Origin of the sequence: Natrinema ejinorense (assembly GCF_002494345.1) — an archaeon.
GTDB lineage: Archaea > Halobacteriota > Halobacteria > Halobacteriales > Natrialbaceae > Natrinema > Natrinema longum.
The window spans coordinates 92,129-116,625 of record NZ_NXNI01000001.1 but is presented as its reverse complement, the minus strand read 5'-3'; the positions used below and the strand labels follow the sequence as shown (position 1 = coordinate 116,625).

Sequence of the window (24,497 nt, the reverse complement as noted above, 5' to 3'; positions counted from 1 at the left end):
CATCGACGGCGTACCCGCAAGACAGTTCGCGGTACATCGGTACAGCAGACCGTCTCAGTCGATCGAGTGGGTGACGATATCCTCGCTGTCACAGGCCGGACAGTTGCTCGTCTCGGCCGAAACGTTCGTTCCACAGGTTCGACACTCGTGGACGACCGTGACCGACGAGCCATCGTTGCCGTTCCCCGTCGCACGCTCGGCCGCATTCGGGCCGGAATCGGTGCCGGAGAACAGTTCACTGAGCAGTGTGGAGAGACTCATAGGACAGGGGACTAGTTACCCATTATCTAAGGGTGAATAAAAGCGTTTCGTGACGACTGAATACCAGCCCTCGAGCGTCGTCCGTGCTGATACTGTTCATTGGATCGACTGTGATCGGGGTCGGAGTACCCGCCTCGTCGAGCCCTCGAGTCGTTCGAGGTTCCCGCGGGATCGAGCCACATCGACCAGTAGCTCGGTCAGGTTCACGAGATCGCCGACGTACTCCTGCCGGCGGCGTTGCCAGCGAGCCCCGACCTCGTCGTCGCCGAGGAGGGCGAGGGCTCGATCGCAGACCGCGTCGTACTCGTCGAACTGCTCGGCCAGGCCGACGCGCTCGAGTTCCTGGAACTCGCCGTACTCGTGATCGTCGGTGCCGCGATAGCGGATGGCGGGCGTGCCGAGCAACGCGGCTTCGTTGACCATCGTCCCGGTGTCGGCGACCAGCAACGAGGCCTCGGCCATGGCGTCGTGGATCATGGCGGGATGGAGGTCGTAGGGGCGGGCAGGGAGGTCTCGCAGGTCCATCTCGTCGCCTTCGTCGGAGACGAAGACGGTTGCGGCCTCGCTGAGACGGTCGATCAGGTCCCGTCGCTGGTCGGGTCCGAACCCCTCGAGCGCGGTGTCGTGGAGTGCATCGAGGGCGTTGAACCGCACGATGACGTACGGTTCGTCGGGATCGACGTCGAGGTACTCGCGGATGTTGTCGATCCCCTCGAAGACATCGGGGTGGAGATAGGCACACTCCTTGAAGCCGTCGAACGTATAGTGGGCGGCGCCGAGATCGCGGCGGGTCACGTCGGGGGAAATGATACAGTCGGCGAAGGGACGCGAGACGGTGTGGTTGAAATCGCCGGGCTCGTCGTCGAGTACGAGCACGACCGGCGTTCGCGTGAGCGTGCCGGCGACGGCCGCGTAGGGACCGCGACCGAAGACGACGTCGGGGCCGAACCGGATCGCCTGGAGCCCGATCGAGAGGAACTGGCCACCCAGTTCGCGGCCGAACGCGAGCGTCGAGTAGCCCTCCGTTTCGTGGTCGCCGTACACCCGGTAGGGAACGTCGAAATAGTCGAGGAGATCGGTCGTACAGGCGTACTCCCGAGTAAGCACGAGCACGTCGTGTCCCGCCCGCCCGAGGCGGTCGACGGCGTGTCGGTACAGGTGGACGTGTGCGGGCGTATTGGCCAGGACGAGGATCCGCATCGGCCACACCTACACCCCCTCGACCCTTTGTAATCGTATCGCTACGGGGGTCCACGGTCCGAAAGTACCGGCTACGAGAGACACATCTAGCTGTACGTGAAGAACAATTCCGGAGCGAGGTGGCTAACAAAACGGCTCCGGTTCGTCCCTGCGCACGACTCGAGATGGACGTTCTCACGGTGACGACGAACGAAGACGCCCCGTTCCTGACCCAGCAGGTTGACGCACTCGAGGAGCGAGGGGTCTCCGTTTCGACGGTGTCGATCGCAGGGGCGGTCGACGCCGATACCGACCGGAGCCCGACGGATTACGTCCGAACCGTTCCACGACTCCTCCGGGAAGCGAGGAACGGCTACGACCTGCTCCACGCCCACTACGGGTTGACCGCGCCGATGGCGCTCGCACAGCTCCGAACGCCGGTCGTCCTCTCGCTGTGGGGGTCGGACGTACACGGCCCCGTCGGCCCAATCAGCCGGCTCTCCGCGCCGTTCTGTGACGCGGTCGTCGTCATGTCCGAGGAGATGCGCGAGGTGATCGGCGACGGCTGTACGGTGATCCCCGACGGCGTCGACCTCGAGACGTTCCGGCCGGAGCCACAGGCGCGGGCCAGGGAACGGGTCGGGTGGGACGACGGGGAGGACGCCTACGACGTACTCTTCCCGTACTCGCCCGCACGCGGGGTGAAAAATTACCCACGCGCCGAGCGTATCGTGACCGTCGTCGACAACCTCCTCGAGCGGTCGGTCCGGCTCCGGACCGTCTACGGCGTCGACCACGATGCCGTGCCCGACTACATGAACGCCGCCGACGCGCTCCTGTTGACCTCCCACAGCGAGGGTTCGCCCAACTCGGTGAAAGAAGCCCTGGCCTGCAACTGTCCCGTCGTCGCCGTCGACGTCGGCGACGTCCGGGAGCGACTGGCCGGCGTCGAACCCTCACGCGTCGCCACCAGCGACGAGGAACTCGTTCGGGGGTTGATCGACGTCCTCGAGCGTGGGGAGCGCTCCAACGGCCGCGAGGCCGCCCGCGAAGTCAGCATCGACCGGACGGCCGACCGGATGCTCGGGGTATACGAGCGAGTCGCTGGGAAAACAGTCGAAACCGGCAGCGAGAAGCGGCGAGCCCAGCGGGGCGGTCGGCTCGAGTGAGTTCCCGTCGAAGCACAGATTACACTCGACGTCGCCTTCGAGGGAGACAGCTGGTGGAACGCGCTCGAGACCGGGACCCCTCGAAGCTGAATACGAACGAAAACCCACCGTAGCGGTCCAGGCTACCGCACTTCCGCCCGATACCACTCCATCGCCTCGGGCACGTGGGCCTCGAAGGGCCGATACTCGTACCCCAGTTCCTCGCTGGCTTTCCGCGAACTGTAGAACAGTCGCTGGGTCGCGAGGTCGGCCATCTCCCGATCGAAGGGGAACACGCGGCGGTCGGCGACGGCGTCGACGACCGCCGCGACGGGGCCGGCGGCGTGGATGGCCGTCGCGGGAACTCGGATCCGCGCCGGCGAGCCGCCGACGGTCTCGGCGATCCGGGAGACCGCCCGGTCGTAGGTGAGGTTCTCGCCGCCGAGGATGTAGTGCTCGCCGGCGGTACCGCGGTCGTATGCCGCCAGCAGGCCGTCGACGACGTCCGAGACGCCGACGATGCTCAGTCCGCCGGGGAGGTGTGCGGGCATCGTCCGTTCGACGCCCATCGAGAGCAGTTGTGCGGTGAACGCCCCGTCGCCGGGACCGAAGATCGACGTGGGATGGACGGTGACGGCGTCTCCGTCGGTGTCGGCGTACCGATCGACCAGGTCCTCCGCCTCGGCCTTCGAGGCCTGATAGGCCCCGATCGGATCGGCCACGTCCGTCTCGTCCGCGAAGTCGTCGTCACTCGGGGGTCGACGCGTCCCGGCCGTGCTGGTGAACACTACCCGGCCCACGTCGCCGTCGCGACAGGCCTCGAGTACCCGCTCGGTGCCGTCGCGGTTCACTTCCCAGATCGTCTCGGGGCCGGCTCTCCAGAGGCCGATCCCCGCGAGGTGGAAGACGGCGTCGGCTCCGTCGACCAGCGACCGCAGCGTCTCGCCGTCGAGAACGTCACCGACGTGCCACTCGACGCCCTCGAGGTCGCCACGATCCGACGTCGGCCGGCAGAGTCCGCGGACCGTCCAGCCGTCGGCGAGCAGTCGCCGACAGAGCCGCGAGCCGAGAAACCCGGTCGCGCCGGTGACCGCCGCGGTCGGCGGATCGGTCGGTCCGGTCATCGACCGCCCTCGAGTTGGGGCGGCACGGCGTCGCCGGCCACTGCCGCGTAGACGCGGTACGCAGTCGAGACGGCGGGATGCGTATCGTCCGCCGGCGGCAACTCGCCGTCGGGCATCCGCTCTCGCAGCCGATCGAAGTCGGCGTCGCCCTCGACGGAGATCGGTCCGCGGTCCCCGCGGACCGTCTCGAGCGCGCCGTCGCTCTCGAGGGAGCGGCCCAGCAGGGATGTCGCGACGGCATCGACGGCCGGAGCCGAGCCGGCGAACAGCGTGTCCCCCGCGACGGGATCGCCAGCGTAGGCGGTCGTCGCGTCGAGGACGGCGACTGCGGGATCGACGGTCCGCGTCGCCGCGACGGCGGCCCGATCGGACGCCGCGTCGCAGTCGACGAGGTCGGCGAGCGTTCGCATCGCGCCCGCGACCGGTCCGGCCGCGGTCGCCCGCAGCGACGGGACGACGATCACGGCCCCCTCGGCGAGTCGATTCGGGACCGAGAGCGCGACCGGGGCGTCCCCGAGCGCGGACAGGTCGCCGGTTCGGGGCTCGTCCGCCAGATCGACGGCGTCCGCGTCGAACCCCTCGAGCAGGCTCTCGTAGCCGAGATACTGGACGGTTCGGTCAAAGGAGATGCGCTCGTCGCTCGCGCCGGCGACGGCGATATCGGCGTCCGTCCGCCCCTCGAGCCAAGCGACGATGGCTCCGATCACGGCGGGGTCGGTGACCATCCCCGACGAGGGGTGGAACGGGTAGTGTGCATCCGGGACGAGCGTGATCCGGTCGGCAGCCGCGAGCGCGTCGATGGCCGGCTCGAGCACGTCGCGAACGGGTGACTCGAACAGTGCCATTCGGCGGTCAGTATCGGGTCGCCAGCCGCCACGGCGCTCGGCAGCGTCGACGGCGGCTGTACGGACCCGCGCCGTGCTCATAGGCTCACCTCCGGCGTCTCGGGTTCGTCGGGGTCGCGGTCCGTCGCCGCCGGCTCCGCGGCAGCCAGCTCGGCGGCCCGTTCGGCGAGTGCCAGCGTTCGTCGGCCATCGGCCCCGTCGACCGGCGGCCGCTCACCCGCACGGATCGCCTCACAGAAATCCGCCAGCGCGTCGTAGTGGGCCCGCAGGTAGAACGTCGGCCCGAAGACGTCCGGTTCGTCGCCCGTGAATCGGCTCGCGACGTTCGACAGGGCGGACCCGGCTGCGCCCGCATAGAAGTTCTCGGGCAGGTGGTCCCGATTACTGATCGTTCCGGTGACGCCTTCGAGGCGCAGCCGGGTGTTGACTTCGGGCAACTGTTCCCACTGGTAGGAGCCACAGTGGAGCGTGATCGTCGTGCCCGCCTCCGGTGCCTCCATGAGAACGGTCGCGGCGTCCTCGACGTCGATCTCGAGGCTCTGCCCCAGCGACGCGTCGCGGACCTCGAGTTCGCCGAACAGCCACTCGAGGACGTCGAAGCAGTGAACGCCGAGCTCGAGCAGGGAGCCGCCGCCGGCGGCGTCGGGATCCAGCGGCCAGGCCGGCGGCCGATCGTCGGCGGGCGGACGGCCGAGCGGGCCGTCGTTGAGCCGTGTGATCGAGGCGTAGGGGACGTGACCGACGCTGCCCCGATCGTAGGCCTCCTTGACGCCGACCATGTCCGGCTGGTAGCGCAGGGTGTGATCGACGCCGACGGCGATGTCCGCCTCGCTGGCGGTCGCGAGTAGCGCGTCGGCTTCCTCGGTCGACCGGGCGAGGGGTTTCTCGACGAAGACGTCGACCCCCGCTTGCGCGGCCTGCTCGACGGCGTCGGCGTGGAGGAACGGGGGCAGTGCGACGACCGCCGCGTCCAGCTCCTCGGACTCGAGGAGCGTCCCGTAGTCGTCGTACGTTCGCGACGCGCCGGCGCGTTCGGCTCGAGCGCGATTTTCGGGAACGGCGTCGGCAGCGGCGACGACCTCCACATCGGGCATCGCGACCGCCGATTTCAGGTGGACGATCCCGATGTTCCCGACGCCGAGGATGCCAAGCGACAGTGCGTTCGAATCGGTCAATCGATCCAAAAGGGGACGTACCATTTGCTCGAGAGCGGGCCGGCTGCGGGCTTTGTTATCGTCGTCATACCGATTCGTGCCGCCGAGTAGCACCACCATTCGATCGCTACCGATCGGCAGGGGCGGCTCGAGCGGTCAGTTCCAGCTCGCCGTCGCCCGCTCGGTGTCACCCGCGGGTCCCACGACCTGCTGGGCGACGTCGGCCATCGTCTCGACCGTCAGCTCGGTCGCGGACCGCTGGCGGTCGAGATAGGAGAGGATCGCCCGCATCCGGCGATCGTCCCGGTCGTGAGTCAGGTTGTTCGGGTGGAGCCACATGTGGAAGAGCCCATCGGAACGGGTGGCCTCGTCGATCCCGCGGCGGGCCAGCGCGACCATGGGGTCCTCCCAGATCGATTCCGCGACGGTTCGTGCCGGGCCCTCGAACCCGAAGAGGAACATCGATGCCGGGACGTTGACCAGTCCGTGTTCGTCGGTGGCCGGTTCGACCAGCATCGATCGATCCCGGATCGTCGAATCGAAGACCCCGCGAACGCCGTCTCGAGTCGGTGATCGCCCCCGGTAGGCCGTGATCCCGTGTTCGGCCAGTACGTCACGGTGGCCGACGTCGTTGCGCGGATAGATGAACGAGTCGAGGGGCTGGTTCCAGTCGGCCGCGAGTTCGCGACAGCGCTCGAGTTCCGCGTCGGCGAGTTCGCGGTTCGTCTCCGGGCGGCCGAACAGGACGTGCGAAAAGGAGTGACTGGCGAACTCGTGGTCGACGTCGGACTCGATGATGGCCGAGACGAGGTCGGGACCGAATCGCAGATCGTCGCGGTCGGCCCACGCGGTTCGCTCGCGCTCGAACCAGCCGTCCGGCACCGGATGATGGGCGTGCATACCGTCACAGGAGTCGAGCATGAGGTGGCCGACGACGCCCCACGTCGCCGGGACATCGAACTCCGAGAGCAACTCGAGCATGACCGACCAGCCACGGCGGCCGGCTTCGACACGGTCCGACGGCGGTTCGACGAGGTCGTGAAAGCCCCAGCCGAGTTCGGCATCGAGGGAGATTACGACGCTACCCACGGATCCCACCACGATTGAACGCGTCTCATATCCGGACGGTCGCGTTCGGGTGGCTTTGTTATGGATGTCTTGTCGAAACCGCGAGCGAACACCGCTGTGGCCGCTCACCGACGCTGCCGCGACGGCGAACCGATGGCGGAACCGTGACGTGTTAATCCGACCGAACGGAGTTGCCTCGAGCCGGGCGGTGCCTGAAACCGCTCTATAACAAAACGCGCATCGGGCGACTCACAGGACAGTAGGCGTCACAGATGCCACCTTCCAAATCATGAGCGGATCGACCACCCCCTCCGAGCGAGCGTTCGTGCTCGGGCTCGACGGCGTACCGTGGCGACTCATCGAACGATGGAGCGACGAGGGGTACCTCCCGAACGTCGCTCGGCTCCGCGAGGAGGGCGCGTCCGGACGGCTCGACAGTACTCGGCCGCCGACGACGCCGCTGGCGTGGCCGTCGATCGCGACCGGCGTCTGGCCGGACAAACACGGAATCTACGGCTTTCAAAACCTCTCGTCGGAATACAGTCACGAGATGTACACGAGTCGGGATCTCGCACAGCCGGCCCTCTGGGATCAGCTCGGGCCGGCCCACGTCGGGAACGTCCCGATGACGTACCCGGCCCGCGAGATCGACGGCACCATGGTCACGGGCATGATGACCCCCTCGAAGGACCGGAAGTGGACGCATCCGCCCGACCTGGGGGACGAGATCGACTCCCGGATTCCGAACTACGAGATCAGCCTCGACTACCCCGAGTACGCCGACCGGCCGGCGGAGTTCGAAGCTGCCGTCGACGACATGCTCGCGAACCGCCGGGAACTAATGGACCTCCAGATGGACCGGGCCGGCGACGACTGGCAACTGTTCTTTTTCGTCTACACCGCACCCGATCGGTTCCAGCACCTCGTCTGGGATATGGACCGGTTGCTCGCCCACTACAGGAAACTCGACGAGATCGTCGGCGACGCGATCGAGTACACGGACGACCACGACGCCGACCTCTACGTCGTCTCCGACCACGGCTTCGGCCCCATCGAGCAACTGGTCTACGTCAACCGCATCCTCGAGAACGAAGGGTATCTCTTCCGGCGCGAGGACGAGGGCACACGCGGTGCGCTCGCGAGTCTGGGCATCTCTCGAGAGGCGATCACCGGCGCGCTCAATCGCGTCGGGATCACCGAGGAGACGCTCGTCCAGTCGCTGCCCCGGCGGCTGGTCGACTCGGTCGCCGAGCAGATTCCCGGCGATCACGCCCTCTACGACGTCGACTACGACCGTACCGTCGCGTTCGTTCACGACACGGGCAACTGCTATATCAACGACACCGAGCGCTTCGAGAGCGGCGTCGTCTCGCCGAGCGAGCGTCCGGAGGTCAAAGCCGATATCAAAGCGACCTTCGAATCGGCGACCGACGACGACGGCGAGCCGCTGCTCGACGTCCACGACGGGGACGACCTGTTCCCGACGGACGAGGACTCGCCGGATCTGGTCGTCGGCGGCCGGGAGGTCTACGAGTCCCGAAGCGGGATGTCGGAAACCGTACTCGGCGACACCGGGACCTACGACGCGAGCCACCGCAGCGAGGGAATCGTCCTGTGTCGTGGCCCCTCGATCGCCGCCGGCGCGACGTTGCGCGGGGCTCGAGTGGTCGATATCGCGCCGACCCTGCTCCACGGCATCGGCGAACCGGTGCCCGAAAACGCCGACGGGCGGGTGCTGTTCGACGCCTTCGACGAGGACGGGACGCCGGCGAAGACCAAAGTCGAGCGGACGTCGGTCTCCAGGATCGAAAGCGACGACGCCGTCGACGAGGACTTCGACGACGTGGAAGATCGGCTGAAGGGCCTTGGCTACATGGAGTGATCGGCGGATCGGCATCGAAGCGGGTTTGCGGTGACGGGGACCAGCTATAGTCGGTATAGGACACCCGATATCGTCTCACTGACCGCGTGGCAGCGTCACGGTGATCGTGTTCCCGTCCGGCGTTCGTTCGAAGGAGATGTGGCCGTCAGAGAGATCGACGACCCAATAGACGAGCCACAACCCGAGCCCGGACGTATGGTAGACGTCGTTCATTCGCCAGTCGCCGGTCAGCACGCGAAACTCGACTTCGGGAATCGGTGGACAGCTATCCTGAATCGCGACGTCGACGGCGTCCGGGCGACACTGGACGGTAACCGACAGCTCCGGTGTGCCCGCCGATTCGTGTTGGACGGCGTTCTCGAGCAGTTCCGTCACGGCGAGTTGTACCTCGTGTAGCACGCGCGCGACCGCCGAGTCCGGAAGCGTCGTCTCGATCGCTGCATCGGGGTACCGATCCTGTATCGTCCCGATCGCATCGGTGACGACCGGAACCAGGTCGATCGATTCCGGTACCGACCGCTCCGTGAGCAGATCGATGATTTCGCGTTGCTTGTCGGCGCTCTCGAGTAGGGTTTGCCCCTGTTGACGGATTATCTCCGCGCGCTCGCGGGATGGGGCGTCTCCCTCGCTGGCGATCCACTCGGCGTTGCCGAGGATCACGGACAGATCGTTTCGGAGGTTGTGTCGCAGGAGGTTATCCATGACTGCCAGCTGGCGCTCCCGCCGTCGGCGATCGGTGATATCTCGGGAGAACCCGACGATTCGATCGACGTCACCGTCTTCGACGATCGGTTCGGCCTGCACCCAGACCCAGCGGCTGTAATCCGTCTCCGGATTGATTCGGTATTCGACATTGACCGATTCGCCGGCCGAAGCCCGCCGCATCGCGTCCTCGACGCAGGGCACGTCGTCGGGGTGAATGGGCTCGAGGAAGCTGTGCGGGTTCGCCTCGAGGGCATCGATGGACTGGCCGAAGACGTCCTCGTAGGCCGGGTTGACGAACAGGAGTTCGGCCCACTCGTCGTCGAACATCCACAGGACGTCCCCGACCGTTCCGGCGATCGTCCGAAGACGGCTTTCGGCGTCGCGGCGGTCCTCCTCCGCAGCCACCTGCTCCGTGATATCACGCGAGCTGACCACGTAACCATCGAGGATGTCGTCCGGCAGGCTCGTAAACCGGCTCTCGAGCCAGACCCACTCGCCGCTGTCAGTCGCGTGACGGTACCGGACCGTCGCCGACAGCTCTCCCGTCGCACGGACCCGCTCGAACTGTTCGATGACTGCCTCCCTGTCGTCGGGATGGACGTACTCCGAGGCATTCGTGCCGACGAGCTGGTCCGGTTCGTACTCGAGAAGGGGCCGGACGGCCTGGTTGACGTAGACGTACGTGTACGCCTCGTCGAGGACGGCAATCTTGTCCTGGGCGTGCTCGAGCAAGACCGGAGCCAGATCGCCGATTTCGACATCCATCGTACTAATATGGCACTAATTCACACAGCATGAAGAAAAGCATGGGGGTACTATCGTCGCCGAATCGCCGGACGGGCCACCGACACGTTACCGATCGGATCGGACGCGCCGAACGCCGGTTTTCGCCGCGATCCAGGCCGGATACGCGGCGTTGTAGAGGGCGTTGGGGGCGTTTCTCGCACCGGCCCGAAGGAGCCGATGCGAGAGTGGCGGGTCGGAGACGGAGATCAACTCGTCGAGATCGACCCCCTCGAGCCACTCGAAGAACGCTCGCTCGGCCGGCGTCACGGGCTCCGTTTCCCGGACGCGATCGCGGATGTCCGCCCACATGTGTCGTTCGTCCTGCCCGAGAACCCAGTCACCGCCCTCGAGGGAGCGCCGGAGTCGGGCGTAGTCCGAGTCGGCGAACGGATACCCGTGATCGGACGGCTCGAGTCCCGAGAGGCGGAGGCCGACGGCCGTGCGGTAACATTTCTCGCACTCGCCGCAGTTCCCGTCCATCCGGTCGTTACAGGTCTGGAGCTGGAGGGTCGGGTCCTCGTTGCGGACGTACTCGGCGATGACGTCGAGTCGTTCCTGTCGGGTGAGGTCGTAGGCGTCGTGGTGACACTGCGTCCCGGTCCATCGGACGTGCTCGTCGATGTCGGGACGGGACCCCCACTCGAGGTCGATCCCGTCCCAGTGGGTCGCGGCGACGGAGAGGTCGTCCATCCCGCGCGCGTAGGCCATCGGCGCACAGAGGCCGAGGAGTCCGAGTCCGTGGCCGACGGAGCTGTACCAGCCGCCGTCGACGTAGCGTTTGTAGTGAGCCAGCAACATGGGATGGTCGAGAAAGGAGAGCATGTTCGACTCGACGAACGCGGTCTCGCAGTCGTGGTCGTCGGCAAACCTCGAGACGCGCGTTCGGAGGGCGTCCCACTTGTCGTCGTCCGACGCATCAGGGGTGATCGTCCACCCCCGGACGCTGATCAGCGTCGGCGACTCCGCGCGGTGACGGACGTACGAACACGTCGAGTCGACGCCACCGGTAAAGAGCAGTCCGTGCTCGCCGCTCGTCCCGGGATCGGGCTCGATCGTTCGGCGCGCGTAAAGCGTGCCGCCGTCGATGAAGTCGTACATCTCGGACAGTGACTCCCGGACGTCCGCGAGGGCGCGTGCGAACGTCGCGTCGACCTCGTCGACGTAGACGTCGGCCCCGTTGGCCCACGCGACCGGACACACCTGCGCGAGAACCGGGATCGCGAGCACGCCAGCGGGAACGTCCGCGATCGACACGTCGTAGCTCGTTCGGAACGGCTCGTCGGTGACGAACCGCTCGAGGTCACCCGAGCAGCGAACCGAACACTCGAGGGTCCCGTCAGTGGCCGAGAGCCGATCGATGATGAGCGATGACATAGGTTGGGGGATCGTTCCTCGAGGGGATCACGACCGGCTACAAAAACCATCGGAACCGTTGATCGATCGGGAACGGAGAAATCGATCCATAGCCGACTGTCCGGACCCCATAGGGACGGTGTAACCGACGCCGGCAGCTGGTTTCGTGGGTAGGAGCCGTATAACAAACCCCGACAGCCCCGAGAGAGCGGGCAACAGATGCGTATCGAGACTGGTCCGGAAACACGTGGCTCGGAGACGCCCGGCCCGGCGGGGCCCGGCCCGAACGAGTGCGGTGAGAACGCATGAGACGGTCGACGCTCAACGTGACGGTCGCGGTCGGATTCCTCGCGGTCGCGATCGGAATCGCAGTCGCGAGAGCGAACCCGGCGACCGCATACGAGGCGTCGGTCTATGCGGGGACACCGGCGCTCGTCTGGGCTGGCTTTGCACTCGCGCTCGCGATCGCGGTCGGGACGACCCTCTCCTGTCGCGGTCGCCAGCAAGGGCTCGGGATCGCACTCGGCGCGACGACGGTCACGGCGCTCGTGAGTCTCCCGGTGATCCGGAACTATCGCTTCGCCGGGATGGGGGACGCGCTGACACACCTGGGCTGGACGCGGGACATCACCGCTGGCGGGACCCTCCCACACGAACTGTTCTATCCGGGATTACACGCCATCGCAACGGTCTTACACTTCACCGGCGGCGTGTCGATCGAACGGGCCCTCCTGATCGGCATGGTCGTTCTGTTCGTGCCGTTCCTGCTCTTCGTCCCGCTCGTCGTCCGCGATATGGCGGGCGACGGGGCCGCCGTCGGGTTCGCCGCGATCGTCTCCTGGATGGTGTTACCGATCAACAATATCGCGACGCACATGGGCGTCCACACCAACTCGAACGCCCTGTTTCTCGTTCCCGCCGTGCTCTTCGCGATCGTCGCCTTCCTCCGGCGTCGGGCGACGATCGAACGGCTCCCGTTCGGACTGTCGCCGTTCAGCGTGCTCGTCTTTCTGACCGCGCTCTTGCTCCTGTTGGTCCACCCCCAGCAGATGTTCAACGTCGTCATCCTCGTCGGTGCGATCGGCGGCGTCCAGTATCTCGCCCGTCGACGATTCGACGACCATCCGATGCTCGAGCATCCGACGGTGTACGCACAGACGCTCGTCCTCGGCGGGATGTTCGGCCTCTGGGCGCTGGGCAACGAGCGGTTCAGGAGCGCGGCGTCGGGGCTCGTGTACGGACTGCTCGCACAGGACGTCGGCGCAGGGTCCGAAGTCGGCCAGCGCGGCGGGTCGCTGACCGAGATCGGCGGGAGCCTCGGCGAACTGTTCGTGAAGATGTTCCTGGATGCGGCGATCGTCGGCCTCATCGTGGGTCTGTTCATCCTGGTCGTCTGGCTGGGCCGGACGAGCCTCGACTGGGAAACGCAGTCGTTCGTCAACTACACCGCGCTCGCGCTCTTACCGCTCGGGGGCATGTTCGCCGTCTACTTCGTCGGAACCCCGACGATGGCGTTCCGACAGCTCGGCTTCATCTACGTCCTCATCACGATCCTCGCAGGCATCGCGCTGGCTCAGTTCGCGGGTGGGCTCTCAACCGTGATCACGCGCCCGGGTGCGAACGCGGTTATGGCGCTACTGCTGGGCGCCTGTCTCGTGCTCGGGTTGGTGACCGTGTTCGCGTCGCCGCTGATCTACAACCCGGGCCAGCACGTGACCCCCGAGATGATGAGCGGCTACGAAACCGGGCTCGATCGCGGTGCCGATGGGGTTCCCTACGCAGGGATGGGATACGATCCCTACCGATACGATCACGGGATCAACGGGATCGCCGGCGGCGACGACACCATCGGGGGCGCGTCGGCGGCCACCGGTTCGGTCAACGCCAGTACGTTCTCGGCTGGCAACTACAGCGGAGCCTACCCCACCGACGAGTACTACTTCGTCCACACGGAGTGGGACACGACCAGAGAGATCGCGGTCTACAACGAACTCAACTACCGCAAGGCCGCACTCGAGGGGCTCGATACCCGACCGGGCGTGAACAAGGTCGTCTCGAACGAGGAGTTCGAGATGTACGCCATCAGCAGCGAGGCGTAGCGATCGATCCGCCTGCTGGGCCGCCTCCGGTGACGTTCGGAGTCGTCATCGGCTCCCGCTACCTGCTTCGAAACGGGGATAGACAGTCATCACACCCGCGGTAAAAGACGATTACGGCCTGAGAAAGACGAAGCTGGGCGCTCGAAACGGTTCCATCTGCGGAGACGACTGGCCGATCCACTGGCGGTGAAATCGCCACGAAACCGGCTCGCTACTGGATATGCCGTCGTTTCCTCCGGAAACGAACGCCGACAGGCAGGAACGTTGTCATCAAAACAGTCGTATATTCGTGAGTTTATTTTACCATATTATGATGTGTTTTGCAGTGTTAGAAATATAGTCTGTAAAATCAAAACATGATGGCAAGAAAAAGTTTATGAGTGTAAGGCAGAGTTACGGACATGTATGGCGCAGAACCCCCGTACGTCCGAGACGGAATCCGCTCCGACTACAGGCCGTAACAGTGAGTTAACCCGCCGTAACTACGTTCGTTCGCTCGCCGCGGTCGCGACCGCGGCGACCGCAATCGGTGGGGTCGGCACCGCTGCGGCCGAGGACGACTACGAGGTGATCGAAGCCCAGGGACAGACGATTACGATCGACGCCGGTGAGACCTGGGAGAACAAGCTCATCGACATGACGACCGGCCAGGACATCGTCATCACCGCCCACAGCAGCGACTGGACGATTCGAAACGTCGGTTTCAAGGGCGAGAACACCTCCGGCACCGGGACCGCCACCTTCGGCATCTCCGACACGAGCGGCGGCACCTGCACCGTCGAGAACGTTTACCTCGGTGACGGCTCGAGCACCGGCAACGGCAATCCGAACGGCCACGGCCAGACGGCCTTCTGGGTCGCCCCGGATCACAACGGCCACATCGACTTCAAAAACGTCAACATTCAGAACTTCGCGGACAACGCGATCTACGGCTCCGCCCCCGGCAACAAGGGCGGCGGCACGATCCACATCGATAGCAGCTTCGCCGCGAACTGCTACGTCTCCCACTTCCGACTGGGGACCAAAGGGAGCAAGGTCACGAACTCGAGTGTCTACGTCGACAGTAGCGAGGGCTACGTCGGCCGCGGCATCTGGGCGTGGGCACCCGGCACGGTCGAGGTCGAGGGCTGCCAGATCGAGATGAACGGCCAGAACAACGCCATCGTCGCCGGTGCGAACGGGAACCCGACGGAGGTCGTCGTCACGGAATCCGATTACGACGACCAGGCCGGGATCTCCGAAGCGGCCGGCTCGAGCGTCCAGCTCGGCGACGACGTCGGTACCGACCCCGACGCCTACATTCCCGACGGCGTCCCGACGAGCCCCGAAGAAGCGGCATCTGGCGCAGGGAACTGACGCGCCCGCCGCCGATCTACCGGTTCCGCTGACGCCCCCTCCACCACACGAAGACACGGCGCTATAATCCCCGCTGACGCGAATCACCTCCACCACGGGACTGCCGTCCCGTGGCCTTCGCCGGACGCGTTCGCTGTCGTCGATCGGTTTTCGAACGATCCCTTTTGACCGACGAGGACCCGTTGTACCCAGAGGTTCGATATCGTTGGCCAACCGAACGGCCACTCCGCTGGAGCCCGAACGCGAAACGACAGCGATCGACGACGATCCGAAAGACGGGAACCGCCTCGCGGAGACGGACCGGTACTATCGCTGTCCAGCGAGGAATCCGGTTCGGCCATCGAACGCAGGGGTCGGCAAACCAGCGCGACGACACGAGCCGTCGCTTTCCGCAGTCGCACCCGGAGTCGGTACGCGAGGCTTCCACACGCCTGCGAACGACCCGGGGCGAGAAAGAGTGGGCGACAGTTCAGCAGTTCCGGCCGACGAGACGAAGCCAATTACTCCCGCGGTGACCTACTGGACCGTCACACTGGATCGGGAATCGTGACTGATCAGGTTCTCGAGCGACGGGAATCGCGAGAAAGAGGTCGAATTACGCGACTCGGCTGCGAGACGGACTCGTCACGGGGCTGAACTACTGCTCGCGCGCGTTGTACTGGATGTCGACCGTCGCATCGCCGAGAATCTGGCCGTCCACGATGTCGCCGTCGAACCAGTAGGCGTCGAGCCAGTCGCCGACGCCGCCCCGAACCGTCGTGTCCTCGACGACGTCCCCATCGTCGATCGACGCGTCGCGATACTGTGCTTTCATGACAGTGCCGTCCACGCGGAACGAGTACGTACTCGGCTCGGCCGTCTCGGTGCCGTCGAAGACGATCGCGTGAGGGAGCAGTTCCGGATCGCCGTACTCCTCGAGGTCGATCTCCTCGCCGTCGACCGTGATCTTCGGCGTCCCGCCGGTCAGCGAGACATCGGTCAGGACGCCCGAGAAGTTAAACCGGAGGCTGTCGTCGGTGACGGTGCTCTGGGCCGTCGATCCGGAGATCGTCGTCGCCTCGTCTTCGGGCGGTTCCTCGCCCGCGAGTTCGATCTCGCCGTCGACGGTGATCTCGAACGCCACCGGCGTTCCCGTCCCCTGAACCTCGAGTACGTGGGGGAGATCGGCGCCGAAGTCCGAGGGATCGACTCGCTCACCGTTGACCGAGACGGTTCCCGGTCCATCGACGGTCAGTTCCACGATCTCGCCGCTGTAGCGGAAGGCATCCTTCCAGTCGGCGACGGTACCGTAGACGGTCCCGTCCTCGATGGCGTCCTCGTCGTCGATCGACGCCCCATCGTACGAGCTTCGTTCGACGTCTCCGGTGACGGTGAACTCGTATCGGGTCGCGTCCTCGTCGCTGCCATCGATGAGGACGACGTTCTGCAGGACGTCGTCGATATCGGCGGGATCGATCTCGACGCCGTTGACGCGGACGGTCGCGTTACCGTCCACCGACAGTCGCTCGATCTGCCCGTCGAAACGGAACGCATCGAGGTAGTCGGCGACGGTGCCGCTGGCGCGGGTACCGTCGACGGTCGCGGCCTCGTCGATCGTCGCGTTCTCGTCGGTGCTTGGCTCGACCGCGTCGCTGACGACGAACTCGTAGCTGGTGGTTTCCGCCGTCCCGTTCCCGTCGAAGACGATCGTATTCAGCAGCGACGACCCGTCGGAGCCTTCTTCGGGGTCGCTACTGGACGGAGACTCCGAGGAACCGCCGCTCGCAGCCTCTTCCGCAGAGGTCGGCACGCCGTCGGGGATCTCGAGAGTGGGGTCGTTCCCCATGTTCGATGTGTCAACGCTGGACGAGACGCCGCCTCGGACCGCCCCGCCGTCGGGCGTGACCGGGGCGTCGTTATAAGACGCGATCGCTCGCGGGTAGTCGCCCGCGTCGAAGTGACAGTTTTTGACAGTCGGGTTGCCCGGATCCCAGACCCAGAGCGGACGGCCGGCTGTCTCGCCGTAGCCGCCCCAATCGGCGTAATCGGTCGAGTAGTCGGTGTCGTCGTTGTAGGCGACGCAGCCGACGAGTTCGTCGCCCGGGTCGGAACAGCGAAACGTCGTGACGCCGTTGTTCTTTCCGAAACACTCCTCCCAACGGGCGGTGCCGCCGTAGGTGGTGTTCGAGCAGTACCACGCGTTGTTGGGGAAGCCCTGTACCTGGCAGTGGCGAAAGACGACATCGCAGTTGGCGTCGCGGTGATAGAAGACGGCGCCAGGACCGTGCGTGAAGTCGGTGCCTGTCTTGTTGGCACCGTCACCCATGTAGACGTTCTCGAACTCGACGGTACCGCTGTCAGCGGTGATCGAGAAGAGGAACGATCCGCCCTGATAGAGACCCTTGAAGCCGACGTTTCGGATCTTCGTCGGGCCGTCAATCATGAACGTGATCCCGTCGCCAGTGGTCACGTCGATGAGTTTGTTTTCGAACGTTTCGTCCTCGAGTGTGACCGTCTGCCCGCTCGCCTCGATAACATCGTATTCGCCGTGCTCGCTCGCGCCGACGACGCCGGAGGCTGCGGCGAACAGCCCTGCGGTGCCCGCGCCAGTCAGCGTGAGGTAACTCCGTCGATCGAGTAATTTCGTATTACTCGACGTTCTCGACCGTTCGGCACCGTCTACGGCCGGGTTCGGTGACTCGCCGTCATCCAGTTTCGAAGATTCGCGTGCCATTGCGATCGAGTAATTCCAATATCACATTATAAGCTTTGTGAGTGAATAATTGGTAGTATTTCGAGACTATTTCTAAAGTTGCTACATATACGTCCAATTACTACACTGTTTCCTCATGGATAAATAGTGTATTACTCATCCCGATCGCACTGGTAGTCACATATTACCCGTAGTTTGCACCGAACGCTTGGCGGATTAAACAGTCTCGAAGGAACAGGTCGGCATTCGTGTGCGTACTGCGGGGCCGGAATTTACATACGTACCGCGGGGCCAGAAGACTCGCGACGGGCGTCCGCGCTCGCCGCGGCCAATCGTCGGCAGATCTCTGGGCGTTCGTCGTACAGCACCGCCAGTCGGTCGGCCTTCTCTCGAGGGGTGAGGTGGAACCGCCACGGGCCGTTTACGTCGAAGTGAACCGTCGCCTGCCTCGCATACGCACTGCCGAGGTAGATCGCGAACGTCCGGGGCGAGACGCCGATGGAGTCGCCGTAGGCGGCCAATCGATCGTAGAGAATCGACGAGTACGGCGTGTCCTCGAGAAAGGCCTGGCGGAGCCCCGCCTCGAATCCGCCGAAGGAGAACGTCGCGAGCGAGAGCGCGTACAATCCGGGGTCGGCGATCGGATCCCCCGTCAGCGAGGCGTACTCCCAGTCAATGATGCGGTCGATCGAGCCATCGGCCGCCTGCATCACGTTCCCCGGATGATAGTCACCGTGAACGGGCACCGTCGGGAACGACACCGGGTCGGTCACCGCAGGAGGTTCGAGACCGAGGGGGTCGACGGCGAGGTCCCGTCGGACCGCGGCGGCCGAACGCGTCGTCCGCGGCCCCGTATACGCCTCCTGAAACGAACGGATCCACTCGAGACCGAGCCGGAGCACCCGCTCGAACGTCTCCGGCGACGGCCGCGCCCCTTCGACCGCGTCTCGGAGCGGCGTCGCACTCGCCGGCCCCTCGACGATGACGGGACCGCATCTCGTCCGCTCGAGCGAGACGGATGGGAGTGTGGCCGTCACGTCGGTCGATCGGGACCGGAGCGTGGAGAGGACTGCGGCCGCACGCTCGTTGTACGCGCCGTGTGCGGGGTGGTTCGGTAGCTTTCGGACTGAGACGACATCCCCGTCTTCGATTTCGAAGACGAGCGTTCGGTTCGCCCCGCGACGGCAAACTCGAGCGGGACCGTCGGTCGTCCCGGCCGGAGTGGTCCGACAGACGGCGATGTACGTCGGATAGGCGTGCAGCAACGCGCCGACCTCGTTCGCAACGGTCGCGACCAACCGCGACAGGTGCCCGGTCGGCGTTTCCGTGCTGAGCACCGTGAGGAGCCACTCGATCGCCTCGGGATCACTCGCGGGGACCATCCACCTGAACGACGACCCCGACGGTAACAGGGCGTACAGTTCGACCTCCGCAAAGCCGATCGACTCGAGGGTCGAGACGAATCGTGACGGGCGCGAGCGAACAATGCTCCGAATCGAGCGATCCGATCCCGGAGCGGGCCCGCGTTCGAGACCGAGTTCGGCAAGCAGTCCCGATGTGCGGGGCCATCCCTCGAGTTGGACGACGAGCGATCCGCCCGCTGTCAGCCGGTCGAAGAGGCGATCGACTCGGTCGAGGAGAGCCTCGTTCGACGCCGCGTCGTCTCTTACCACGATCGTATCGAACGAGTTTGGCCAGTCCGGCCGCGTCGCCTCGCCCTCGATCGGGGGACCGACGCAGTCCGGATCGACCCCGGATCGGGCGGCGATCAGCCGCCTCCCCGCCGCGGAGGATTCGGGCGTGTAGACGGCGTCCGCGAGGCTACCGAGCGTCGGGGTACTGCGGCCGTACTTTCCCGTCAGATCGAGACACGTCCCGTCGATGTCGTCCGCGAGGAACCGACACCACCCGTCGTGGCCGACGCCGAACAGCGCGGAGAGTACCCGTCGCGGTCGGTCGACCGAATCGATCAGGTCGTCGACGGCTCCCGTTTCGTCGCCCGCCTCGAGTCGGTCGACGAACGACTCCATCGTCGCCTCGTCGACGGGCACGCCATCGAGTTGCATTCGTGTATCGACCACCGGCGACGAGTGGTTTTGGTATTGGTCGGCTACCCCGTCTCGCCGTCGACGGGAGCGGGATCGCCCCTCAGGAGAGACGCGCCATGGTCTCGCGAACGTCGATCAGTCCGCTGAGCACCGCAAGCGTCGCCCAGATCAGGACGCCGACAGCGATCACGCCCGTGAGAGCGAAGAGGCTCGAAACGTACGGAACGAGGACCATCACTCCGACCCCCATGCCGACCGAGATCGCACTAGTGATCGCGAGCGGTCGGCCGAGGTGGGCGAGATCGAGCGGGAGTTCGACGTACATGATGTACATGTTGACGAACGTGTATATCCCGTAGGTCACGACGGTCGCGATCGCCGCGCCGGTGACGCCGAACCGCGGGATTAGCACGATATTTAGTATCGCGTTGGCGACCGCCGTCACCCCTTTCGCGACGGCCCTATCGGAGGCGCGGCCGAGGTAATCGAGACCGTTCGTCGTCACGGAAGTGATCGACGAAAAGACCATGTACACTCCAAGCACCTGCAAGACAGGGGCCGCACCACCGTATTCCGGCCCGAGCATCAGTTCGATCGTCGGCTCCGCGACGATGAAAACGCCAACAGCGGCGGGAACGTACATGAGAAGCACGTACTGCAACGTGTTCTCGTAGATCCGGGCCGCTCGGTCCAGCGACTCAGTGGCCTTCTGTTCGCCGTACGTCGGGGAAACCGAGAAGCCCAGCGAGGCCGCCGGTACGAGCACGAAGCTGGTGATCTGCTTGCTGATGACGTAGTAGCCGACCGCGGCCGGATTGAGGAAGTAGCCGACGAGTACCGTATCGATTCGCTTGTCGATGACGTTCGCACCGCTCGAGGCCGTCAGGGGCACCCCGTACTTGAGGATCCGATCCCGGAGCGACCGTGACCCGCCGCGGTCCTCGTAGACCCGATAGCACTCGCGATACAGGATCCCCAAACCGAGGGTGGTGGCGACGAGTGCGCCGATCATGTAGCCGAGCAACGCTCCCGCCACTCCGAATCCCAGCAGTATCAGTACGACGACGAACACCGCGCGAGTGACGCTGTGAACGACCTCGAGGAGCGCGCTCAGACGGACACGGTTGAACCCCTGAAAGAGGAATTCGGGGAACGAGTAGAGCGATTGAAAGACGAGACAGCCGGCCCCGACGACGAGGAGGGGTGCGATCGCTGGATCGCCCTGAAGCGCCGCGATCCGGCCGCGTCCCACGAGAAGCACACCGGCGACGAGGCCCACCAGGAGAAGGCGGTACTTGAGCGTCGTCCTGATGATGAACGGAATCGACCCAGGATCGGACTCCTTGTACTCCGAGACGTATCTGGCGGCCGATCGGGAGAGGCCGAGGTCGGCAAACAGTTGTCCAATGCCGATGATCGCGATGACGAGGTACAACAGCCCGTACTCGTCGGGCGTGAGAAACACTCGTGCGAGCAGCAACATCAACAGCCCGTTGACCGCGTTGTAGACGATGCGAGCGCCGAACATCGCCTTGAACCCGTCGACGATGCGGTCAGTGACGGACATCTGTTCGAACGGACACGCTGCTCGTCGGTTTGTTCGCCGAACGGGGGCGTGTCGGTGTCGGCGTCGTCGGGGACGACGCGACGGTCACGGCCGACGCCCCGTCGGGGCGGGCTTGGTGGCCGCTCCCTCGCCACCTGCTCCATCTCCGGCGCGGTCGCGTCGCTCGAGAGACGCTCCGACCTTTGCAGCGAAGCGCTACGTTCTCCATGTCGTGAGCGTCCCGCGAGATCACCATTGTTATCGTCGCCGTACGTCGACGGTTTCCGGTCCCTTCGGAACGGAGTGTAACTCGCGGCGGCCAAGACGCCGACGGCGACGCGAAATCCGAGGCGATCGGTCTCGAGACCCGCGTCCCCGATGGTCGGCCACACGTTTCACCCGCACCGACAGTTCGGTAGGACGGATATAACGATACCGCGGCATTTCATAGCCGAATGTATGAGAATAGGTATCTATCACGATGCCGCCGGAACCCGCCACTCGGGGGGAATCGCCATCTTCGCCCGGCGGATCGCCGTCGAACTCGCGGAGGGTCACGACGTTTTTCTCTACACCCGAGACGGCGACGTGCCGGCTAGACTAGAACAGTCGGCGGTGTCGGTCGTCACGGCACCGCGCTTCGACGACGTACTCCCATCGGTCCTCGATACGCTCTCGCCGTTCGGCCGGCAGTTCCACGCGAAGGTCGCGATGGCCACGTGGGGGTACTACAACGGACTCGTCGAACATATCGACGAACACGTCGACGTCCTGTTGACCTTCCAGTACCTCGACGATCTCATGCTTTCGAACGTCGTCGATGTCCCGACGGTGTACGAGTTTCACAGCTTCGATCAGGTCGGGCTCGGCGCGAAGCTCCGGGATCGGTTTTCCCAGACCGATTCCGTCCTCGCGAACTCCGCGGACACCGCCAAGAGGGTCGAAGCGGAGTTCGGCTACGAGGTCGACGACATCGTCTTCCCCGGCGTCGACCTCGACGTCTTCCAGCCCGACATCGACCCGGCCTTCTCGAGTTCCGAGCCCGTTGTCCTGTTCGTCGGCCGCCTCGTCGAATCGAAAGGGGTATTCGATCTGCTCGAGGCGGTCGCCGGCCTCGATCGGTCGGTCGAACTCCACCTGATCGGGTCGGGAGTGGAGGATCGTATTCGCGAGCGGTGCCGGAAGCTGGGGCTGGCGGAGTCGGTTGTGTTCTGGGGCGAGGTCGATCATCGCGACCTTCCCCGCTACTACGCCGCGGCCGACGTGTTCTGTCTCCCCAGCCACGCAGAGACGTTCGGGATGGCGAACATCGAGGCGATGGCCTGTGGGTTACCGGTCGTAACCGCCGATCTCGAGGGCATCAGAACGTACGTCGACGACGGGACGAGCGGATTTCTCGTCGACGTCGGCGACACGGAGTCGATCGCGACGGCACTCGAGAGACTGCTCTCGGATCCCCAACGGCGAGCCGAGGTCGGGATGCACGCCCGCGAGGCAATCCGCCCGTTCTCGTGGCGGGCGCAGGCCACCCGACTGGAGGCGTTCTGTGCCGACGTGGTCGACGATCGAAGCGACGACGGACGGGAGCCCGAGTCGGCAGTGCGGCCGAAAACGGTCCAGAGGTAGCGAGGCGAGTCACGGCGAAGACGGCACGGTCAGTGGGTCGCGATCACGACGGTTCTCGCCAGGTACTTCGGGGTACTCGATTCGTCTCGGCAGGTGTCAGAGGGTGGCTCCCGCGCCGGGAACAGCTGCTGGCACGCGACTGCTCCGATACTGGATGACGGTCGTCGGGAGCCGACCGAACGTACGTAATCGGATGCCAAAAAGCCTTCTCAGCGATCGAACCGGTGACGCCGTCGGCGCGACGAACGCGGGCGGATCGATGGGGCGGCTGCCGGGGAGGTGAGACTCGAATCGCTCGAGGACAGCGGTCAGATTGTCGACCGTCGGTCAGGGGCACCCGCCGTCGTCCCGACCGCCGAGTCACTCGATCCGGGAGAGTTTTCCGTCGACGTTGCGTTCCTGGGTTCGGTTCCGGACCAGGTGAGCAGTCGAGAGGCAACAGAAGGCGGCGACGACGACGCCCGCGAGGCCGACCATCGGCACGGAAGACAGCAGCGGGACGCCAACGAGTGCCGCTCCGAGGACGGTCGCCCCGACGATGCTAAGGCCGGCGTACCACCGGTCCCAGCGGTCCTGTCGATGGGTATCCGTATCGAGGTACATCATCAACAGGTCGGCGTTGTCAGACAGCGAGATCAGCCCACGGTCCTGGTCGTACTCGACGATGCCGGCGTCGTCCATCTTCGGCAGATGGGTCTGGTAGAGGGCGACGTAGACCCGTTTGCGCTGATCGGAACTGAGGGCGTTGACCTCGAGGTCGTTCTCCCAGGCCGCGATCTGTTCGGCGAGCTCGCCAAGCGTCACCGTATCGTCGGCCTCCAGCAAGTACGCGAGGACTTCCCGGCGACGGCGATTCTTCAAGAGTTCGAAAATGACGTCCTTCGAGAGTCGTTCGTCTTCGTCGGCGTCGGCGACCGAGGCGATTTCGTCGGGGAGCGACGTATCGATCGAGGACATTATTCTGACCCTCCGGTCGGGGAGACCCCGCTCGAGGCTGGTGCCCCCTGCATCCGACGGGCCACGTCACTGGCCCGTCGGATCGACGGCGACCGCTGTACGTTCGGACGACGAGTCCAAATCACGATTGACACACCAGGTTGTACACCAACAGAGATACTCTTAAACACGACCACGTTTCGCACCGTCTGCAAAGGAGGTACGGAGCGACTTCGCGACGGCACTATCGCCGCGGCTGAGCGCCGCCGTGACGGGTGATCCGTGTCGGTCCCGGGGACGCTCGGTAGCAGTCGGTTGCGTGGATATACCGACGGCGTACGGAAGGACCACCCGGGGCGGGAGGTCCGGCCGGCACGATTCAGCGGGAGTCGGTGGCAACACGGCACTGGGTGCGACCGTTCGGACCAACCGATATAAAGTCGAGCGACAGTTCAACGGCGAACGACGGATTTACGCGATGAATAGCTTGTTTATACCAGCTAGTCGACGAAACGATGACGACGTTTCATGTGGTAAGAGAACACAAGCCACGCGCGGGTGGAACGACCACACAACGGTCGTTTCACCCCGATACGACCGATGGGACACGGTCTCGATACGGCCCTCGAAGCTGTTCGCTCGAGGCGGCCGACGGCCGGCACACTGATCTTTCTTTCTCCGGTCGGCCG

At 65.2% G+C, this 24,497-nt stretch carries 17 protein-coding genes; 5 read left to right on the top strand and 12 right to left on the bottom strand.

Going from position 1 to position 24,497, the window contains the following annotated elements; all coding sequences use genetic code 11:
• Window positions 1-54: 54 nt before the first annotated feature.
• Entirely contained in the window at window positions 55-261 is a 207-nt protein-coding gene (locus CP557_RS00555; protein WP_097378106.1) for a hypothetical protein, read from the bottom strand.
• Between the two features lie 96 nt (window positions 262-357).
• Complete coding sequence (locus CP557_RS00550; protein ID WP_097378105.1) at window positions 358-1,461, bottom strand: DUF354 domain-containing protein; 1,104 nt, start codon at window positions 1,459-1,461, stop codon at window positions 358-360.
• A gap of 119 nt (window positions 1,462-1,580) precedes the next feature.
• On the opposite strand from CP557_RS00550, the gene CP557_RS00545 reads away from it, so the two are divergent.
• Window positions 1,581-2,609, top strand: coding sequence for a glycosyltransferase (locus CP557_RS00545; protein WP_342746461.1), 1,029 nt, complete (start codon window positions 1,581-1,583; stop codon window positions 2,607-2,609).
• Window positions 2,610-2,731: 122 nt separating this feature from the next.
• Here CP557_RS00545 and CP557_RS00540 read toward each other — a convergent pair whose 3' ends face one another.
• The 4 genes from CP557_RS00540 to CP557_RS00525 all read right to left on the bottom strand — a co-directional run bounded on the left by CP557_RS00540 (window position 2,732) and on the right by CP557_RS00525 (window position 6,800).
• Complete coding sequence (locus CP557_RS00540) at window positions 2,732-3,712, bottom strand: NAD-dependent epimerase/dehydratase family protein (RefSeq protein ID WP_097378103.1); 981 nt, start codon at window positions 3,710-3,712, stop codon at window positions 2,732-2,734.
• Window positions 3,709-4,638 carry a DUF362 domain-containing protein gene (locus CP557_RS00535; protein WP_097378102.1) on the bottom strand — a complete coding sequence of 310 codons (930 nt, stop codon included), beginning with the start codon at window positions 4,636-4,638 and terminating at the stop codon, window positions 3,709-3,711. The genes CP557_RS00540 and CP557_RS00535 overlap by 4 nt, the downstream gene beginning before the upstream one ends.
• Window positions 4,635-5,756: a Gfo/Idh/MocA family protein gene (locus tag CP557_RS00530; RefSeq protein WP_097381471.1), complete on the bottom strand. Its 1,122-nt coding sequence runs from the start codon at window positions 5,754-5,756 to the stop codon at window positions 4,635-4,637. Before CP557_RS00530 ends, CP557_RS00535 begins: the two co-directional genes overlap by 4 nt.
• Before the next feature lie 111 nt (window positions 5,757-5,867).
• On the bottom strand, window positions 5,868-6,800 hold the full coding sequence (locus CP557_RS00525; protein WP_097381470.1) for a polysaccharide deacetylase family protein: 933 nt from the start codon (window positions 6,798-6,800) through the stop codon (window positions 5,868-5,870).
• Window positions 6,801-7,068: 268 nt separating this feature from the next.
• On the opposite strand from CP557_RS00525, the gene CP557_RS00520 reads away from it, so the two are divergent.
• Complete coding sequence (locus tag CP557_RS00520; RefSeq protein WP_097378101.1) at window positions 7,069-8,661, top strand: alkaline phosphatase family protein; 1,593 nt, start codon at window positions 7,069-7,071, stop codon at window positions 8,659-8,661.
• Window positions 8,662-8,736: 75 nt separating this feature from the next.
• Here CP557_RS00520 and CP557_RS00515 read toward each other — a convergent pair whose 3' ends face one another.
• Window positions 8,737-10,131: a PAS domain-containing protein gene (locus CP557_RS00515; RefSeq protein WP_097378100.1), complete on the bottom strand. Its 1,395-nt coding sequence runs from the start codon at window positions 10,129-10,131 to the stop codon at window positions 8,737-8,739.
• 87 nt (window positions 10,132-10,218) lie between these two features.
• Window positions 10,219-11,526 (bottom strand): hypothetical protein, encoded by a 1,308-nt coding sequence (locus tag CP557_RS00510; protein WP_097378099.1) that lies wholly within the window; start codon window positions 11,524-11,526, stop codon window positions 10,219-10,221.
• Between the two features lie 284 nt (window positions 11,527-11,810).
• Between CP557_RS00510 and CP557_RS00505 the strand changes: the two genes are divergently transcribed.
• On the top strand, window positions 11,811-13,604 hold the full coding sequence (locus tag CP557_RS00505) for a hypothetical protein (protein ID WP_097378098.1): 1,794 nt from the start codon (window positions 11,811-11,813) through the stop codon (window positions 13,602-13,604).
• Window positions 13,605-14,009: 405 nt separating this feature from the next.
• Complete coding sequence (locus CP557_RS00500; RefSeq protein ID WP_097378097.1) at window positions 14,010-14,960, top strand: hypothetical protein; 951 nt, start codon at window positions 14,010-14,012, stop codon at window positions 14,958-14,960.
• Between the two features lie 637 nt (window positions 14,961-15,597).
• Here the strand turns inward: CP557_RS00500 and CP557_RS00490 are convergent.
• The 3 genes from CP557_RS00490 to CP557_RS00480 form a co-directional block, all read right to left on the bottom strand.
• The gene (locus tag CP557_RS00490) at window positions 15,598-17,673 is read right to left on the bottom strand and encodes a hypothetical protein (protein ID WP_097378095.1); all 2,076 of its coding nucleotides are present in this window, start codon (window positions 17,671-17,673) and stop codon (window positions 15,598-15,600) included.
• Between the two features lie 251 nt (window positions 17,674-17,924).
• Window positions 17,925-19,718, bottom strand: a complete 1,794-nt coding sequence (locus CP557_RS22000; protein ID WP_143824993.1) for a phosphotransferase family protein — start codon at window positions 19,716-19,718, stop codon at window positions 17,925-17,927.
• Window positions 19,719-19,800: 82 nt separating this feature from the next.
• Window positions 19,801-21,267 carry a flippase gene (locus CP557_RS00480; RefSeq protein ID WP_097378094.1) on the bottom strand — a complete coding sequence of 489 codons (1,467 nt, stop codon included), beginning with the start codon at window positions 21,265-21,267 and terminating at the stop codon, window positions 19,801-19,803.
• A gap of 438 nt (window positions 21,268-21,705) precedes the next feature.
• Between CP557_RS00480 and CP557_RS00475 the strand changes: the two genes are divergently transcribed.
• Window positions 21,706-22,872 (top strand): glycosyltransferase family 4 protein, encoded by a 1,167-nt coding sequence (locus CP557_RS00475; protein ID WP_097378093.1) that lies wholly within the window; start codon window positions 21,706-21,708, stop codon window positions 22,870-22,872.
• A 360-nt stretch (window positions 22,873-23,232) separates the two neighbouring features.
• Here the strand turns inward: CP557_RS00475 and CP557_RS00470 are convergent, their stop codons facing one another.
• The gene (locus CP557_RS00470; protein WP_097378092.1) at window positions 23,233-23,829 is read right to left on the bottom strand and encodes a DUF7344 domain-containing protein; all 597 of its coding nucleotides are present in this window, start codon (window positions 23,827-23,829) and stop codon (window positions 23,233-23,235) included.
• Between the last annotated feature and the right edge of the window lie 668 nt (window positions 23,830-24,497).